This window comes from Paenibacillus sp. EKM212P, from assembly GCF_011066115.1.
GTDB lineage: Bacteria > Bacillota > Bacilli > Paenibacillales > Paenibacillaceae > Paenibacillus > Paenibacillus polymyxa_B.
This window is the reverse complement of the sequence record NZ_JAAMNR010000006.1, coordinates 188,742-205,975: the sequence shown is the minus strand read 5'-3', so window position 1 is coordinate 205,975 and position 17,234 is coordinate 188,742. Positions and strand designations below refer to the sequence as shown.

Below are 17,234 nucleotides of genomic sequence, written 5' to 3'. Positions count from 1 at the left end.
GGCCCACTACACGGTAGCGCTACTGGCTCGCGCTCGTATAATCACGTAGAGCAAACTGCCATATCAGGCGGATGATCGCCAGCAGCCAGAGAGGTGCGAGAAATGCCCATACCACCAACCCGGTATCCATTTTGCCGAGAATGAACATGGGCGGAAAATTACAAATGACAAACACCGGAAGCACGAACAAACCGATACGCTGAATCAGATTACTGTACACGGCCATCGGCACATAGTTTGTCTCGAAAATGCTGTTGGACAGCTCCGTAACGCCGTTCGTGCGGATAATCCAGAAGGCCAGCAGTTGGGGGAGCAAAAATACGGAGTATGCCGTAAGCACTCCGCATCCGAGCAGCACAGAGAACCCTCCCGCGGTTTCAAAATTAAACGACAATCCGAGTCGATACCATCCAATCCCTGTCATAATTCCGCCGCCAATTACATTCGGCACGGTATAGCCCAGCTCAAATTGACGCAGTGTCACCATAAATTGCAGCGATACGGGTTTGGTCATGAGCACATCCAGTGAGCCGGTACGAATTTTGTCAGGCAGGCTTGTAAAATTACTGTAGAATAATCCACTATAAAATCCGCTCATCATCGTAAACACGCCGATATATAACAATATGGCGTCAGGAGACCAGCCGTTAATGTCCGTCCCGGCGCGGTATGGAACCGATGCGTACAGCAGCTTGATAAGCAAATAAGCTGTTTCAACCAGAAATGCCGTTATAAAATTAATGCGGTATTCCATCTGCGACATGACGGAAAACTGGACAAACTTCCAGTACAGTCTGATGTAGCGCAAAACGTTTCGGAAAACATTTTTCATGTTAACCCCCCACCGAGACAAAGCGTTTGACCCCGGCTTGCCACACCCAGCGTGATACGGCCGCCAGCACTACAATCCAGAGCCATTGCACGCTAATGCCTTTAGCGGCTTCCAGCAAAGTCAGCTTGCCCGTTAACGCATTCACCGGAAAAAATACAGTGTAGCTGAACGGCAGCAGACTGAACAGACGGGCCAAAACATCTCCAAAAATCGTCAGCGGAAACACGGTACCGCTAGCTACGTAAATGACAAGCGACAGTGTATAAAATAGCCCCGCCGATTCTGTCACCCAAAAGGCTATGCCGCTCAGCGCATAATAGACCACAAAATTAAGCACAAGCGCTCCCGGCAACGCCAATATGTAAAGCAAGATGTACGATAGCCCGAAGCTGATTTGTCCTTCCAGGCTAAGACATAACAGCAAAATAGCAGCCGCCAGCAGCACGACCGCGGACTGTATGACTTTGCCTCCGATAAACCGGCAAAAACGGTAAGCAAAATAATGCACAGGCTGTACCATGAATTTTGCCAGTCCACCTTCCTTGATATCTGTAGCAATTTCGTATTCAAAGCCCGTAGCAATCAGTTTTCCAGTTACTCCCGCCATGACCACATACACCAGCATTTCTGGCAGAGAGTAGCCCAGCACTCTTGCTTGTCCCGAAGAACCGAATACAGCTAGCCAGAGAAAAATTTGCGTCATGATCGGCAGCATAAATCCCGCCATTTGGAGCCAATAATTAGCCCGATACTCCATTTCGTTTTGCATGCCAAGCTGGAGTACCTTCACATATTTGTTATTTCGCATCGGCCAGCCTGCCCCCATCGTACAAATTGGCTATCCCCTCTTCCAGCGGGACGTCCTCAATCGTAAAATCAACGACAGGCAGTGCGTCCAAAATCTTTTTGGACCAAGCCAAGGTATCTTCTGCATCCAGCTCAAATACCGCCTCCATCTCCGAGTTGGAGCGAAGTTTGCCGAGGCTCGCCAATGTTAGGTTGGATACAGGGGTCTCCAGTCGAACCTTAAGTAATTTACGGGCACCGATGACCTCATTCACCTTGTGTAAGTCTCCGTCATAGACCAATCTGCCCCCGCTGATAATGATGGATCTACTGCACAAATCCTCAATATCCTTCATGTAGTGGCTTGTCAGCAGGATGGTCGTCCGGTGCGTGCGGTTATAGGCTTTGAAAAACTCTCGAATCCGCCGCTGAGAAACAAGGTCCAGTCCGATGGTCGGCTCATCCAGCAAAATGACCCGTGGACGATGCAGCAGCGCGGCGATCAGTTCCATTTTCATACGCTCGCCGAGAGACAGCCGCCGAACCTGCACATGAAGCTGCTCCTCCACCCCAAGCAGGGTGACCAGTTCATCCAGCGTCTCTTTGTAACGGTTGTCATCGATTTCATAGATAAGCTTGTTCAGCTCGAATGACTCGCTTGCAGGCAAATCCCACCAGAGCTGGTTTTTCTGTCCCATTACAATGGAAAACTGACGTTTAAACTCTTTTTGTCGTTTCCACGGGGTAAAGCCGAGTACTGATGCCTCCCCGTCCGTGGGATGGAGAATGCCAGACAGCATTTTGAGCGTCGTTGTTTTGCCCGCTCCATTTGGACCGAGAAATCCGACAATTTCGCCTTCCTCAATGCTAAAGCTGACATTTTGTACAGCCTCTTTGGTCAGCTGCTGACGCCTGAACAAGTTTTGTAACGATTTGCGCACGCCCGGCTCCTTTTTGTAGTACGTAAATGTTTTCGACAATTGGTTTAATGTAATGGACGGCAATCAATTCCCCTCCTCTTTCCTCTGCGCGTAACCCCTGGATGAACGTGCCTGATAAGGCCGAGTGCTCTGAACTACTCGGCTGCTTGCTCTGCTAAAATCATCAGTTCCTCCAGCATATGCCGCTGTCTTTCAATTAAATGCAAAGCTCGTTCCGTAATCTCAGGCATCCGATGCTTGCGCAGTTGAAGCCCTGTTTTGTAAATATGCAGATTAAGCTTGTGCCAATCCGCGTACAGCCCCTGTGCCAATTCAATTACGTGCTGTGTTTGTGGCCCCAGCGTGGCTTGATGCAGCAAGCAATAATCAGCTGTATAATCCGTCAAGTGAAGGGCACTGCCCAATCGCAGATTGTAATAGATTTCATGACAGTACGTCCGAAAATCCTGATCCTCCATGTCTGCCAACAGACGGAAGTCACCGACAAATGCCCGGTACCCCTCATCTCCCCGCTTAACCTGTTTGCCTGTTACAGCTTTCCCCGTTTGATTTTCCGACTCATTAGACGTAGGTACGCCTCTCCAGATGGCTTCGTGTCCAGTCAAATACTGTCGAATATGATGAGCACACGCAGCATGCATCTCACTTGGCGAAAGCGGGGCAGGCTGCTCCACCAGCCATGCATACTCAATAATGCCCTGCATCAGATCGTCGAGCCGGGCTGAGCCCACATAAGTCATGGCATGTCCCGAGGAATCGAGCAGGAAGCTATCATTCACCTGTGCTGTCCGTTCTCGCAAGTCCAACCCGCACAACTCAATCACGTGGCCCCTTGGGTAATTTTTCACATATACATCGTGATAGGTTAAAGCGGTGCTCGACGTATGCAGCATGGTACCGTAGCCCGATGTGAGTACCCGCAACAGGTCGGTTTCATCACTGACACCAGCGACCCACGGTTCCACCCGAATAACAGGTCCGCCACTGGCTGCCATTTCTTGAAGCTGCTCTGGATATTTCTCAGGTCCGAAGCGCTTCAAATCTCCACCGTACTCTGCGCACATACTCCCACACAGCATGAATAGCTCGGATTCGGCCATGTTCACCCCGTACCTCCGCAATGAGGTACGCAGGGAAGAATATACACAATGTTTCCCTGGAAGAGCGTTTGCCACTTCTTCTACACCATAGTCCACAACGGAATCATGACGAGTCTCCATATCGGATCCCTGCATCAACCTTGCCTTTTCGGCGCCCTTATGCATATTTGCCCAGCAGACGCTCAATGCCTTGCAGTGTAGATAGATGCTCCAGCACTAGATCGTCGTCCTCCATCGTAATATCAAGCTCATTTTCCAACTCTACAATTAATTCCACAGCCGATAAGGAATTCAGCCCCAAGGTTCGCAGATCCTGATCCGGAGTCAACTGTTCCAGCTCTCCCGGAGCCAGCTTCAAAATCTTTTCCAGCAAGGGTACTACATGGTATACATCTGTTTTCATTTTTGATTCCCTCCAATTTATGAGCATCCTAATCCAGCAATGATACCTTCCAATTTGTGCGCATACGCATCAGCTTCCTGCCAGCTGTCTGCCAAAATAAGTGTGAAAATTCGGTTCACATAGCCCCGCTTCACAGGAATACCAGACAATGTACCCGCCGTATACACAAACACCCCTTCTGGACGTTCGGGCGTATAGAGCAAGCCCTCCTCTGCGAGCAACCCGCACAAGCGGCTGTAGGTGAGAGGTGTAGCAGTAACGTTGCGGTAATAACGGGATAATGTTTTATGCTGTTCTCCCAGGACGGATGACAGGAATGAAATATAGGTAGACAACGTAAACCTACCGTTAATCTCAATAACTGGAACCAGCAAACCTTCTTCGTCAACAAAACCGTCAATAGAGGCCATTCCCGTATACCCAATAGAATAGAGATACGTACCCAGCTGGTAGGCGCAGCGTCTCACTTCTTCCTCCAGCGCATCGCCAATCTCAGCCGGCACTTGAGATCCGATATATACGGTGCCATCCACGTTTTGTCTTTTTAGCGAAAACATCGTCACACCACCGCCCTCGTCAATGCAGAGCTGGTAGTTCAGATCCATCTGCTTATTGTGCCAGCGCTCCACCAGCCAGCCGCCGGAAGATGGCGACGAGCCGCCAAAGCGCCTCATCACACTCAGCAGCGTGTCCAGCTTGGACAGCTCGTCCAGCATATACATGCCTTGTCCCGAGGCACCGTGCGGCTGCTTGATAATCAGCTTCACAGGTCCATCCGATAAGTCAGCCAGTCTGGCACACTCCCTGCGGATCGCCGATTCGTCTGCACATACAGCGCCTTCGCTGACAGCAAAACCAAGCTTTTGCGCGGTCAGGCGGCTGAATATTTTATCATTCACCTGAGCACTGACCGCGGATGGAGCGCCGATCAGCTCCAGCCCGCAAAGCTCCGCGATCGCTTCCTCCTGCGGTGTGACCGCATAGGGGACGAGCCACGCTTTGGCTCCGCTGCTGCTGTGGCCTGCATCTGCAACCGTACGCAGTCGTGCCAAAAGCGCCTCATCCGCCAGCACCAGCTCTGAAATCGGCGTAAGGGGATCAGAAGGCTCCGGCACCTCAATACGCGGCAGGCTAAAGCCCAACCGTTGAAGCATGTCCAGAAACGCCTCATCCGGCTGTTCCCGAAGTACAATGACATCCTGACTTCGACATAGCAGGAGATTCATTTCCTCCATCCGGTTTACGACCTGCTGTTCATCCCGGTCTACCATGCCCCCCTTGCGGGGGGATGGATGCCACACTTGCTCTGCGCCGATATTAAACAGCCAAATCAGGACTCCATGGTCCCGTTCATGCGCAAGCGCTTCCACAAGGTTAATAGTTTTAGTCGTCACGTCTTGTCATCATCCCTCTCTCTTCCATCCAGTAACAAACAACATCCATAGAAAACTAAATGTACTTCAGAGAGCCTGCCCCATGCAGATACAATACGCTGCATTTGGAGCACACCGGAGTCAATCCTTCATGATTAATCTTTTGACGAGTTTTCTCATACGCATCCGAGTTCCATATCTCCTTCAGACTATGCTCACGCATGCTTCCAATCGTGAATTCACTGAAAAATTTGCAAGGCATGACCTTCCCGTCTGGTAAAATATCTGTTCTGGAGGTGAGCGCCAAACAATGATTGGAACAACGACTGACCATTTCCTCGCCATGGATAAATTTATCAATTTCCTCATAATCCAAACCGGGCTGATAGCGCACGCGAATGTTCCATACTCGCTCATTGATCCGCTGTAGTTCCTGCATCAGAGGATCGATGTTATCCGGGTTGATTTTATATTTGAAAGCATGCCAGCTACTAATATTTTTTTCTTCAAGTTGTCGGAGCCAGGAGAAATTACGTGTAAAATATTCATCCATTTTGAGGGAGGTTTCTTTGGAAATGTACCAGGGGAACGTCAGCAGCACCAGATCCAGCCTTTTGTCCTCCAGCATTTGCAGAAATTCGTACATCCGTCCGATCATGTTATCGTTAATGACCGCATGGACAGTTACCCGTCCCTTGTACAATCCCTGGTCGCGCAGTTCAATCAGCTTATCCATCTGCCGCATTGTTTTTTGAAAAGTGCCTTTACCGCGGATTAAATCGTGTTCTCTTTCAAAACCTTCAATCGCTATTAATAACTCCAGATTTTCGGACAAATCCAAAATCCGGTCCAAATATTTATCAATAAGTAACCCATTTGTACAAAAGGTCATTTCGCGCCGATCTTCCGCCAGCACGTCCAAAATTTCATCAAAACGTCGATGAAACATCGGTTCGCCGCCCCACATGTACAGTCTGGACTTGGCTTCCTTGGTTTCGCTCAAAATTTGCCGGAGCATGTCCGGAGCAAGATCCATGTTTTGTTCTTCTTTATCCATTTGGTGATGGTAGCCTTCCTCGTTCCATTCAAAGCAGTGCGTACATCTCAGGTTGCAGCGGTTAGTCAGCTTAATGCCGATCGTCTGGGGCATGTCCGTTTTGAAAGTAGGGTCCTGTGTGGCGTTACGGTAAGATACAGAAGCGTTTTTCAGGTTACGCTTGATGAGCTTGAACGCTTTCTCATCAATCAGCACATTGCTTTTGGGCTGCATGCTAACACCTCGTTTAATGGATTTTCAGGCACATGTACCTAGCTGTACGTCAGACCGTCTCCATTCCCTCCAGATGCGGCGCTTGTTCCGCATCGCTGATCCCCTGAATGTAGCTGCAAAACGCATCTACCGAGCTCAAATGCTCTAGCTCAAAGGAATCAAAATCAATCTCCACATCAAACGCATCCTCCACTTGCAGCATGAAATGAACCAACTGCAACGAATCCAGTCCCGCATCATGAATAATGTCCGAATGTCCATCCAGGTTAGCGACCAGTTCAGGATCTTCCTTAACCGCGCTGATCATTTCAATCACTTGGCTTTGCATAGCAAACTCCTCCTTGTGAATGAGATTCTGTTCGTTCCACCCAACGATGCCCTCTGCAAAGAAAGCTCCTAGAAAAATTCCTTCACTGGAACTTTATTCAATTATACTCCTCCAATGAAGAGACAAGTCAATAGGTTGTTTTGTAAGTAAAACTCGCAATATGTAAATTAATGTATGATAACTTCTACAATTTTCGCTGGCTATTTTTTCGCAAAATCTAATAAAAATTCTTCTCACATCTCTTGCATGAGCAGCAGAATTATTTTACAATACACGTGAAAATGTTTTTCTTTATATTCCCATTATATACGATACTTATTTTCACATAAACACTCTACAGCCAAAGGAGCACAGCTCATGTCCCCCATTCTTCATACATTAGCCCATAGACTGGAGCAGCTTCCCGTACAGGAGCGCAAGCTGGCGGAATCCATCCTGCAATCCCCGGAAGATGTGCTGCATCTGGGTATTCGGGAGCTGTCAGAGCGTTGTGGTGTAAGTGCGGCGACCGTTACGCGGTTTTGCAAATCACTACATTTTAAAGGCTATCCCGATTTCAAAATGAAACTGGCCGCCGAGTTGTCTCATTCCAACCGTAATGGTGAAGAATCCTATCAGGATATTGTCGCCGGAAATTCACTTTCCCGAATCGTGCAGGCTATTCAGGCGAACCATACCGCATCCATTGCAGACACGACCCGACTGCTGGATTTCGACAAGCTGGAGCAGGCCATTGCATGGCTGTCAGCCACGAGCCGCATTGATCTTTATGGCATGGCGACATCGTCGATTGTGGCCCAGGATTTTTACCAGAAGCTCATCCGTATTGGCAAGAACAGCACTGCCTTTGCAGATTCCCATATGCAGATCACCTCTGCCTCCTCGCTCGGAGCGGAAGATGTCGCCTTTGCCGTCTCTTATTCAGGGGAAACCCAGGAGACCATTGCGGCTCTACGCTGTGCAAAGGAACAGGGGGCCAAGACACTATCCCTAACCTCCTTCGGAAACAATACGCTGGCAGGCCTTGCGGATATTGCGCTATTTTCCTCTTCATTGGAGGAAGGAATGCGACGTGGGGATATGGCCTCTCGCATCGCCCAGCTTCATATTATAGATATTCTGTTTACAGGTATGGTGAGCGCGGATTTTGACAAATATATTCCAAGATTGGAAGGTTCATATCAACAAGTGAGCAAGCTCAAAAAACAACCAGGGGGTCACTAAGATGAACATACGCATTTTGAACAGCCGTGAAGACCTGAACGCTACTTCCGCCGCTGTGATCGCTAGCTTGCTGCTATCCAAACCACAGGCTATGCTTGGCCTGGCCACCGGTAGTACGCCGATTGGCATTTACCAACATCTTGCAGATATGTACCGCAAGGAACAGGTCAGTTTTGCACGCGCCTATTCCGTGAATCTTGATGAATATGTTGGTCTTCCCCTAGAACATCCGCAGAGCTATCGAAGCTTTATGAATGAGCACTTGTTCCAGCATATCGACATTCCCATATCCCATACACGTGTTCCTGACGGGAATGCACTAGATCTTGCAGCAGAATGTGCAGCGCACGAGCAGGCTATTCTGGATCATGGCCCCGTGGATCTGCAGTTGCTTGGCATTGGTCATAATGGGCATATCGGCTTTAACGAACCCGGTCACAGCTTGGCTGGAGCCACACATGTTGTAGATTTGAAAGAAAGTACGCGCTCGGCAAATGCTCGATTTTTTGGCGAAATAGATGCTGTACCCAGGCAAGCAGTTACGATGGGAGTAGGCACGATTCTTAAGGCGAAGCAAATTATACTGGTGGCTTTTGGTGCGGATAAGGCCAACATTATAAAACAGGCTTTAACTGGACCTGTCACGACTGAGTGTCCGGCTTCTTTGCTGCAATGTCACCCCAACGTACTTATTTTACTGGATCAGAAAGCGGGAGGATGGTTCAATTGAAGTCAGATGAAATGAGTGGTAACGTACCCCAGCTACTGTATGGGCAAGTTGTCGTTGGAAATGACATCATTGAAAAAGGGGTTGTCGTCATTGAGGGGCAGTCCATTGTTTATGCTGGTTCCGAGGGAAATTTGCCGGCCGATTGGACATCGGTAGTCTTGGCAAATCAGGAAGAAAGTGCAGCGAGAACGGTAAAAATTGTGCGTCTGGAAGGAGGCTATCTGCTACCAGGCTTTATTGATATTCATGTTCACGGCGGTAACGGTGAGGACTTTATGGACTCCAGTCCAAAGGTGCTGGATACGATCACCTCCTTTCACGGTTCACAAGGAACGACGGCCATGCTGGCTACCACCATGACCGCGCCCAAGGAACAGATTGACCGAGTATTGAGTGAAGTTCACGCTTATATGGCACTACCTATGCCCTATGCTCAGTTGGAGGGCGTACATCTAGAAGGGCCGTTCATCAGTCCGAACTGGCCAGGAGCGCAAAACCCGGAACATATCGTGCCACCGAATCTTTCATGGGTGGCAGAATGGGAGCAACGCTATCCAGGCCTTGTTCGCCAGCTCACGCTTGCGCCCGAACGGGAAGGAGCGCTGGAACTGATTGCATGGCTTTGCAGCCATGGCATTACCGCGGCTCTCGGTCATACGGATGCTACGTATGAAGAGGTTGAACAGGCAGCGACGGCGGGGCTGAACCATGCGGTGCATGCGTTTAATGCTATGACTCCGCTGCATCATCGCAAGCCGGGAGCCGCCGGAGCCGTACTTGCTGATCCGCGCATTGAAGCAGAAATCATCGCGGACGGCATTCATGTGCATCCCGCCGCCATTTCCTTGCTCGCTAGGTTAAAGCAGGATCATAATCTCATTCTCATCACAGATGCCATGTCTGCTACTGGTCTGGAAGACGGGAAATATACGCTCGGCGATTTGCCGGTAATCGTGCAGGGCGGTGTAGCGCGACTGGAGGATGGGGTCACTTTGGCAGGAAGCACACTAACGATGATTGAAGGCTTCCGCTATTTGGTTCAACATGTTGGTATGAGTATTCCCGCGGCATCACAAATGGCCAGCCTAAATCCGGCTCGATCCTTGCACATTGCTGATCGTACAGGTTCGCTAGAAGCAGGTAAACAAGCAGATATCCTGTTACTGGATGGAGAGTTAAAGCTGCAAGGCGTATGGATTAAAGGATTGCGCAAATAATTCAGTTATAGTTATCATTCCCCAAAACTAAAGAGCTATCCACCAGCGTATTCGCTGAGATGGATAGCTCTTTCTTTGGCATTGCACACACTTATAGGGTTTGAATTAGCGATGATTCATCGGCGCGGGCGTATGATTTTGTGGGCGTGTGGGTGCTGTATTTTCCATTGGACGGTTTGTACCAGCCGCCGGGGTCGGGAATACACGTTCAATCACATCCACCATTTCATTGCTCAAGCCTCTGATCGGATGACCATTTTGCACACTGTGTGTAAAGTCAGTGGCTTGTTTGACAAAGTCCGGGTTAGCCGATACATACACCTGTTCAATCGAAGGTGCAAATTGCTTAACTTTATTCGCGATTCGGCTCTTGACTGCATCACTTGGTTCATATGCAGTTCTTGCTCCCTCGATTGTGGTGTTTCTGTTATCTGTGCCATTGTTGTTCGCCAAGCCACGCAACATACCATACGAGCCTGTACCCATCGTACCGAATAAACCGTCATCACGACGCGCAGGTGTTCCATTCCCGGTAACTCCATTTCCGGCAACTCCATTGTCTGTCATTCCAGGCGTTGTAGTATCCGTAGTACGGTTTCCTCTAGTGCCATTAACGCCATTCACACTCGGTACATTACCGTTACGTCCAATACTATTAGCACTTGGAGTACCGTCAACACTTGGAGCACCGACACCTGTTCCGTTGGCTTGGTCTTTCAAGGAAACGGCTACATAGGCATGTCGTTCACCGACCAGCACTGTCGCAGACTTTACATCCGGCATCTCGGATATACGTTTGGACAAATTGCGATCGACTTGCAGATTACGGACTGGATGTCCGGTTCGGTTGCCATTTTCATTCAATGACATCCCGTCCATACCATTGGACTTAACCCCATAACGATTCACACCATCCATACCATTACGGTTCACACCATCCATATGATGTGTGCTTTGCGCGTTATAACGTGTACTGTTCGTACGAACGTTATGATCGGCATTTCCGCACCCGGTCAAAGCAGCCATACTGGCGAGTAAAGCAGCAGAAATCGTAAAACTGATGACCTTCTTAGTTCCTGGCATGAACTCATCCTCCATACATTATAAAATGTGTGACGAGATTATCATGCGCTATGAATCATAGGGATATCCTGACTAAAAAATGACTAAAAAAATAAAATTTTAATGTAAATATGAAATACAATTGATGATTTACCACAAGATGGCATGTATAATAAGCTTGAAAAATACTTTATTTTACAAAGGAGGATTTTCAATTTGAAAAAGATCACTGTTTTGATGCTCATTTTTTTGTTATCAGTTACTCTTGTACCCGTCGGCGCTTTTGCAGGCTCCACTACACCCCAACCCCCGAAAGATCCCGCCGGAAGCTGGGCAGAAGGCCCACCACCTAATCGCGTTGATCCTGCCAAACCTGCATTATTATTCGTACATGGTTTGAACAGTAGCGCTGAAGTCTGGACCAAAAATAATAACGACATGCTTCATCGCGCACGTGACGCCGGATACCAGACGGCCACCATTAATCTGTACGATACAAATGGTACATCCCAGGATATGTGGGACAATGGTAAGCTTTTAGCCGACAAAATCAAGGTCATCAGTAATCACTTTGGAAAAAAGCTCATTGTCATCGCCCACAGCAAAGGTGGAGTGGATACTCAAACCGCTCTCGTATATAACGGAGCCGCTCCTTATGTTCAACGTGTCATCACCCTCAGCAGTCCCCATCATGGCTCACAACTTGCAGATCTCGCCTACAGCAGCTGGGCCGGATGGCTGGCAGACATCGTCGGCTCACAAAATCCCGGTACCTCCACTTTACAAACATCTTATATGAAGTATTTCCGATCCAAGACCGATGCACTCAGCAACGCAACTACAATTCCATTCTTCACGTTTGCTGGTGATAACTGGTCTGACGGCACTGCGTCCTACATACTCGGCGGACTTTACCTCTCAACCTTTGGTAAAAATGATGGGGTGGTCACAGTCGACAACGCTAAGCTCCCCGGCGGACGTGTAGTTAAAATCGGATCTTGGGATCATGCCAAGGTTCGTACCGGTTCTTACGTCTTCTCCCTGATCCAACCCTACCTCCAAGCGAACACTCCAGCATTGAATCAGGAAACTGAAGCACTTTCAGCTTCTTCCCTGACTGCTTCTGCTGTACAATCCACCTATAACGAGATCGATAATTCTTACTTTATCCGAGGCGGCGATTATAATGGAAAAGCCTCAGAAACCCTCACTGTTGAAAATGGTGTCAAATCCATTGATCTGGACTGGATCAGCGATAAACGTGTGAGTAAGCTGGAACTAACCAAGCCTGACGGTACCAGTGAAATTATTAATCTGAAAGCAGGCTATGATGACGATATTTTTGCTGGTGCCTGGCATCATAACGCCGTCATTCAAAATCCAAAACCGGGCACCTATAAACTGAACGTCACAGTTCCTGATCAAGGAGCATATCTCCTGATTGCACGTTACCAGGCTGTTCAAGTTCCAGAGCTGAAATACAATCTGAATGCAGTGGGCCCGAAGCTAAACCTGAAACCACAGGATTCCCCAGACAGCGTTACACAAGTTACCTACCAAGTTCAATATTATGGTGATCCGCAGCAAGGAGTCACTTCTGCCTCCAAAGGTTTGACGGTACAGCAAAAAACCGTTAACCCTACCGGACAAATAGAGCTATCCAAAGCGGACAAGCCCGGCATCTATTCTGTAACCTATGAAATTAGCGGCACCACAGAGGCAGGTTATCCGTACCGTCGCACAGCTGTTCAATCCATCTATATTGATGCTGACGGCAATAAGTATGTTGACTAAATAAATCTACAACCTAAAAAGCCTGCGAACCCCTACATATATGGGGCGTTTGCAGGCTATTATTCATTACAAAACTTCTTGATAGTGGTAATACTTTGTAATTCCATTCTTGTGTTCAATCGGTTGTTTGATTCTGATTCCTCAGCTTATGAAGCCAATAGTAGCGGTGTAAATCCATAATAAAATGGAAAAGAACAAATGCCAGCATGGAGTATACACTGATCAATACTGTGGCAACTAATTGTTGTGTAGCAAATCCGAGGGAAACATTAGCTATCAGATAACCAGCCCCAGTAAATGTCGTGATCGTCACTACAGGCGCTCTCTTGTTTTTTTCCTTAACTTTTGGTTTCTTCTTATGTTTTGAAGGATCTTTGAATTTCGCCAAATTATATTTTATAAAGGAATACAAGGCGACTCCATAAAGGGCAAAAGAACCTATAAAATACCATGAAGTATCCAGACCCAACATGCCATAAGCAAACTTTTGTGTCATGATCATGAAGCCCATAGAACAAATCAAACCAAATACACCACGGAATAAAATGTAATTCAACTGCAATTTGCGTGGCATGATGACCAGTACTAGAGCCCAAATGTTTATCATAACAATCGGTGGCAACAGTACATAAACGTAAACTGCAATGTATGGATTTCCCACTAAGGGGATAACCAGAAACAGATCTAACAGTAATAAAACAAGAATGATGACATTGGAACGAATACTGTTGACTGGGTACATCTTCATACTTTTCTCAAAAGAAGCCCTGTTATCACTCATAAACTTATAAGCCCTCCGTTAAATAAGTAAACCTATGGATAAGGATAGCCAAGGCTATATCCATTGTCCACTTTTCTATGGAACTGTTTTTAACTCTTGTCGCAGTTCTTCTATAAAATCAGTCACAATGCTTTGGACAGCATCTTCACGGGACATACGAATATACCGACTGGTCTTTTGAATGTCTTCCTCGAACAATTGAAGTATCCTATACATGGCCTCCTGATCTCCACTTCGTACTAATTTTAGCAATTGGACGAACTCAGCATCCGAAATAACTCTTTGAGCATTTTCTTTTTCCATTTATTCACCGCCTGTTGGGATAGCTTTAACTCTTTTGCAATCTGTGCTTCGGTTTTGTCTAGTATGTAAAGGTCAAAGATGATCATTTTTCCGATCTCAGAAGATAGAGAGTTGATAAGCTGTAGTGTGTACATATTAGAGTTTGAAGATTCTGTAAAAGATGGGGCACTGACGGCTTCGTTTTTTTCCATTACAAATTCATGATTGGTTTGTACCCGAGCACGATACTGGATTCTCCAGGCAATGCGGTACAGCTTCTTTCGATATTGTTCCACCAATGTTAGCTGAGACTTATCCATTGTAAATCACCCTTTCTCTTTGGATTTGACTTTTTCTAAATCCTCATACTATAGGGTAATTTGCAAACCTATTTTACAACCAAAACAGAACATTTGTTCTTATTTATTATACTATTTTTACATGCAGTTGTATATGGTTCTTTTAATTTACCTTCCTTTATATATGGCTAAAAAGGAGGGAATACATTGCAAATGGATGATGCTCTTTCTATGGTTACCAACGTAGGCTTTCCGGCTGGACTTTGTTTTATTTTATTGCGGCACATCCTGCACACGATGGAGGAAAAGCTGGACAAGCTGGATCTCTCACTTCATGAGCTGATTCAGGTTATCCAAGAATTAAACGACACTAACAATTCTTCTTCCAAAAGCAGCAAACCTGACGAGTAACGAACACAAAGAAGCTCCAGACGACGATCATCCGCCGTTGGAGCCTCTTTGTGCGCTAATATAATTCTAATGATTATTTTCCAGTCTGAGCTTGGTTGTGTCCATTCTGTTCAGCACGGTTTACGTCAGATACTGACAGACCATAAGCCCATTTACTTTGTGGCGGTACAATCCATACGGTATCTGGATCATCGTTAAGCGTCCAACCCTGATAGACCAGCTGGGAATCATCCTTACCCAGTGATATGCTCAGCGTAAAGCGGTGAACAGGCTTGTTCAGCTCAGAGGCTTTGCGCAAGGCCTGACTGCTGGCCAGGTTTTTGATTTGCTGCGAGAGGGAAGTCGCCGTGTCACTGGCTACTGACTTTCCGTTCAGCGTCCAAGATGTGGAAGCACTGTCTCCGGTTCCGCTGTTACCGGAGGATTTGAGCATCCATGAAGCATTTTGGCCTTCCCACTCTATTCCGCTCAGCTTGGTATCGTCCCAATCGAACGGCGTTGTATCTATAAAATCATCAGCACCCAGCAACAACCCTGAAAGTGTATCTATAGGTACAGAAGCTATCTCTTTTTTGTCTGATAATACATAAACAGCATCTCCGGAAGGCAACGTTTCACCGAAGGCAAAGGTACGAACGTCACCCTGCTTGGTCTTAATCTCAATCTGATCATGGGTAGCGCTGATCCCATATTTGGCTACGTCTGTAGGAGAAGATTCCACCACTTCACCCAACTTTACATTTTGAATCGCCGCTAGCCAATTGTCTATTGTATATTGGTTTAATGGGTAAGTCCGTGGCTTGCTCATACTCCATTGACCATCATGTTGTTCAAGTTCCACCGACTTGCCGTCCTTTCCAGTGATCGCGAAAGACGTAATATTCTCTTGCGTAAGCTGAACCAGCTGGCGAGCCGCCGGCGCTTGTTCACGAAAGAAGTTTTGGCTCTTTGCATAGATTATACCCGCTCCCAATACAACTAACAGTAGCACTGTGGGTATCCATTTTCTCATGCTCTTCTTCGCCTCCACCATAATAAGATTCCGATGACCGCGAACAGCAACGGCAATCCGATGACAGATATGGTCAATATCGTTTTCGCTTGTGCAGGAGTCAAGTAAGCTACCTTATAATCCTGCTCCTGACGAGGACGAATGGTGAGCCCATCAGAGTGTTCCTGCACATAATTCAGACTGTTCAGCACAAAGTCTCGATTGCCTCCTGTGATGATCTCAGTGTCGCTTAAGAGGGCCGACGTTCCGAGAATAACGGCTTTGGGCTTGCCTTCTTTCCCTTCTACCGCATAACCGAGATTCAGCGGCCCCTGCGGGTCCTTGTCATCCTTTTGCGTTTCGTTGTTCAGCAGTCCTTGGATATTCGTTTCACCATAGCTGGCTGCAGAAGATTTCATCAAAAGCGTCGTCTTCCAATCCTTCTGCTCTCCTGCCTGCAAAGCAATAGACAGTGAAAGAACCGGGTACAGATTGGAAGCCGCCAACTTATCGGTGATCGCATGACTGCCGAAGGTAGGAACCGTCCATAGAGGTCCAAGTGTATTCGTCTGTTCCTGATCCACCACGATGGCATGAGTGTCCTTCACTACATAATCAGCTGCTAATGCATCAAGGTTTTTCCAATCGGACCCCATGTTCGGGTGAAAGCCTAGTGCCATAAAAAGCTTTCCGCCATCATTCAGATACGTACGAATACTCTTCAGTTCCGTTGCACTGATATCACGTTCTGGTCCGACAATAGCCAATACAGACGCATCTTTGGGCACGCTACCCGCCTGATTAAGCTGAACTTCCTCTGTTTTCACATTATCTTGTGACAGTGAGCTGCTTAATTCAGTCATTTGGGACAATGGGATTTCCTCATGTCCAGTTAGAAAGACCACTTTCCCTTGACGGGTAGATGATAATCCCAGCAGTCCACTAGTCAGCTTTTCTTCGCCGGTAAATTGGTATGCCCCTTCACCACTCCCCTGAGCTTGCGTAAATAGACTCCCAATATCTATAACCCGCTTCTTCTCCCCCTGCACCAACACAATAGATGCTGAAGTAACACCATATTGCTTGGCCAGTATCGGTTCCTGATTCAGATCGTATTGCTCGACCTTGAGCTTGTTGTTACGCTTGGCATATTCATTCAGCATGTCCGTAACATCCCGGTTCAGCTTCTGATTTTGTGAAGTAGATACGGTAAAAGCAATGAGCCGTACATCTTCCTTTACACCTTGGATGGTCGTCAACGTTTGGTCAGACAGCGTATACTGCTTGCCTGCCGTCAGATCCAGTTGAAAGCCACCCAAAGACCGCAGAAATAACGTCAATAAAATAAAAATCCCTACAGCAGCAACTGATAGTACCACACTATTGGTATGACCCAGCCATTTTTTCATA

19 protein-coding genes are annotated in these 17,234 nt (G+C 47.3%); 5 read left to right on the top strand and 14 right to left on the bottom strand.

Annotation, left to right across the window (positions count from 1 at the left end):
* Positions 1 to 19: 19 nt before the first annotated feature.
* The 8 genes from G9G54_RS18595 to G9G54_RS18560 all read right to left on the bottom strand — a co-directional run bounded on the left by G9G54_RS18595 (position 20) and on the right by G9G54_RS18560 (position 7,033).
* The gene (locus G9G54_RS18595; protein ID WP_165179160.1) at positions 20 to 832 is read right to left on the bottom strand and encodes an ABC transporter permease; all 813 of its coding nucleotides are present in this window, start codon (positions 830 to 832) and stop codon (positions 20 to 22) included.
* A gap of 1 nt (position 833) precedes the next feature.
* Entirely contained in the window at positions 834 to 1,658 is an 825-nt protein-coding gene (locus G9G54_RS18590; protein ID WP_238808224.1) for an ABC transporter permease, read from the bottom strand.
* Positions 1,630 to 2,622, bottom strand: coding sequence for an ABC transporter ATP-binding protein (locus tag G9G54_RS18585; RefSeq protein WP_165179158.1), 993 nt, complete (start codon positions 2,620 to 2,622; stop codon positions 1,630 to 1,632). Before G9G54_RS18585 ends, G9G54_RS18590 begins: the two co-directional genes overlap by 29 nt.
* 71 nt (positions 2,623 to 2,693) lie before the next feature.
* Positions 2,694 to 3,824 (bottom strand): hypothetical protein, encoded by a 1,131-nt coding sequence (locus tag G9G54_RS18580; protein WP_165179157.1) that lies wholly within the window; start codon positions 3,822 to 3,824, stop codon positions 2,694 to 2,696.
* Positions 3,817 to 4,062 carry an acyl carrier protein gene (locus G9G54_RS18575; RefSeq protein ID WP_023990061.1) on the bottom strand — a complete coding sequence of 82 codons (246 nt, stop codon included), beginning with the start codon at positions 4,060 to 4,062 and terminating at the stop codon, positions 3,817 to 3,819. The genes G9G54_RS18580 and G9G54_RS18575 overlap by 8 nt, the downstream gene beginning before the upstream one ends.
* 17 nt (positions 4,063 to 4,079) lie before the next feature.
* Positions 4,080 to 5,456 (bottom strand): peptide ligase PGM1-related protein, encoded by a 1,377-nt coding sequence (locus G9G54_RS18570; protein WP_165179156.1) that lies wholly within the window; start codon positions 5,454 to 5,456, stop codon positions 4,080 to 4,082.
* Between the two features lie 55 nt (positions 5,457 to 5,511).
* Positions 5,512 to 6,705 carry a radical SAM/SPASM domain-containing protein gene (locus G9G54_RS18565; RefSeq protein ID WP_061828875.1) on the bottom strand — a complete coding sequence of 398 codons (1,194 nt, stop codon included), beginning with the start codon at positions 6,703 to 6,705 and terminating at the stop codon, positions 5,512 to 5,514.
* Positions 6,706 to 6,754: 49 nt separating this feature from the next.
* On the bottom strand, positions 6,755 to 7,033 hold the full coding sequence (locus G9G54_RS18560; RefSeq protein ID WP_165179155.1) for an acyl carrier protein: 279 nt from the start codon (positions 7,031 to 7,033) through the stop codon (positions 6,755 to 6,757).
* 357 nt (positions 7,034 to 7,390) lie between these two features.
* Between G9G54_RS18560 and G9G54_RS18555 the strand changes: the two genes are divergently transcribed.
* From G9G54_RS18555 to nagA, 3 genes are read left to right on the top strand one after another with little or no spacing between them, the layout of a single operon-like run.
* Positions 7,391 to 8,257: a MurR/RpiR family transcriptional regulator gene (locus tag G9G54_RS18555; protein ID WP_069290270.1), complete on the top strand. Its 867-nt coding sequence runs from the start codon at positions 7,391 to 7,393 to the stop codon at positions 8,255 to 8,257.
* 1 nt (position 8,258) lies between these two features.
* A complete protein-coding gene (gene nagB / locus G9G54_RS18550) occupies positions 8,259 to 8,987 on the top strand; it encodes a glucosamine-6-phosphate deaminase (protein WP_165179154.1) in 729 nt (242 codons plus the stop codon).
* Positions 8,984 to 10,204: an N-acetylglucosamine-6-phosphate deacetylase gene (gene nagA, locus G9G54_RS18545; RefSeq protein ID WP_165179153.1), complete on the top strand. Its 1,221-nt coding sequence runs from the start codon at positions 8,984 to 8,986 to the stop codon at positions 10,202 to 10,204. The genes nagB and nagA overlap by 4 nt, the downstream gene beginning before the upstream one ends.
* A 105-nt stretch (positions 10,205 to 10,309) precedes the next feature.
* On the opposite strand, the gene G9G54_RS18540 is transcribed toward nagA, so the two are convergent.
* Complete coding sequence (locus G9G54_RS18540; RefSeq protein WP_165179152.1) at positions 10,310 to 11,287, bottom strand: YhcN/YlaJ family sporulation lipoprotein; 978 nt, start codon at positions 11,285 to 11,287, stop codon at positions 10,310 to 10,312.
* Positions 11,288 to 11,482: 195 nt separating this feature from the next.
* Between G9G54_RS18540 and G9G54_RS18535 the strand changes: the two genes are divergently transcribed.
* A complete protein-coding gene (locus G9G54_RS18535; RefSeq protein WP_165179151.1) occupies positions 11,483 to 13,060 on the top strand; it encodes an esterase/lipase family protein in 1,578 nt (525 codons plus the stop codon).
* Between the two features lie 115 nt (positions 13,061 to 13,175).
* Here the strand turns inward: G9G54_RS18535 and G9G54_RS18530 are convergent, their stop codons facing one another.
* The 3 genes from G9G54_RS18530 to G9G54_RS18520 all read right to left on the bottom strand — a co-directional run bounded on the left by G9G54_RS18530 (position 13,176) and on the right by G9G54_RS18520 (position 14,443).
* Positions 13,176 to 13,841: a hypothetical protein gene (locus G9G54_RS18530; RefSeq protein WP_165179150.1), complete on the bottom strand. Its 666-nt coding sequence runs from the start codon at positions 13,839 to 13,841 to the stop codon at positions 13,176 to 13,178.
* 75 nt (positions 13,842 to 13,916) lie between these two features.
* The gene (locus tag G9G54_RS26060; protein WP_165179149.1) at positions 13,917 to 14,144 is read right to left on the bottom strand and encodes a helix-turn-helix domain-containing protein; all 228 of its coding nucleotides are present in this window, start codon (positions 14,142 to 14,144) and stop codon (positions 13,917 to 13,919) included.
* Positions 14,087 to 14,443, bottom strand: a complete 357-nt coding sequence (locus G9G54_RS18520) for a hypothetical protein (protein ID WP_025719486.1) — start codon at positions 14,441 to 14,443, stop codon at positions 14,087 to 14,089. Before G9G54_RS18520 ends, G9G54_RS26060 begins: the two co-directional genes overlap by 58 nt.
* Positions 14,444 to 14,635: 192 nt before the next feature.
* Between G9G54_RS18520 and G9G54_RS18515 the strand changes: the two genes are divergently transcribed.
* The gene (locus G9G54_RS18515; protein ID WP_238808259.1) at positions 14,636 to 14,833 is read left to right on the top strand and encodes a YvrJ family protein; all 198 of its coding nucleotides are present in this window, start codon (positions 14,636 to 14,638) and stop codon (positions 14,831 to 14,833) included.
* 73 nt (positions 14,834 to 14,906) lie between these two features.
* Here G9G54_RS18515 and G9G54_RS18510 read toward each other — a convergent pair whose 3' ends face one another.
* The gene (locus tag G9G54_RS18510) at positions 14,907 to 15,845 is read right to left on the bottom strand and encodes a DUF4340 domain-containing protein (RefSeq protein WP_165179147.1); all 939 of its coding nucleotides are present in this window, start codon (positions 15,843 to 15,845) and stop codon (positions 14,907 to 14,909) included.
* Positions 15,842 to 17,233 (bottom strand): GldG family protein, encoded by a 1,392-nt coding sequence (locus G9G54_RS18505; protein ID WP_165179146.1) that lies wholly within the window; start codon positions 17,231 to 17,233, stop codon positions 15,842 to 15,844. The genes G9G54_RS18510 and G9G54_RS18505 overlap by 4 nt, the downstream gene beginning before the upstream one ends.
* Position 17,234 lies beyond the last annotated feature (1 nt).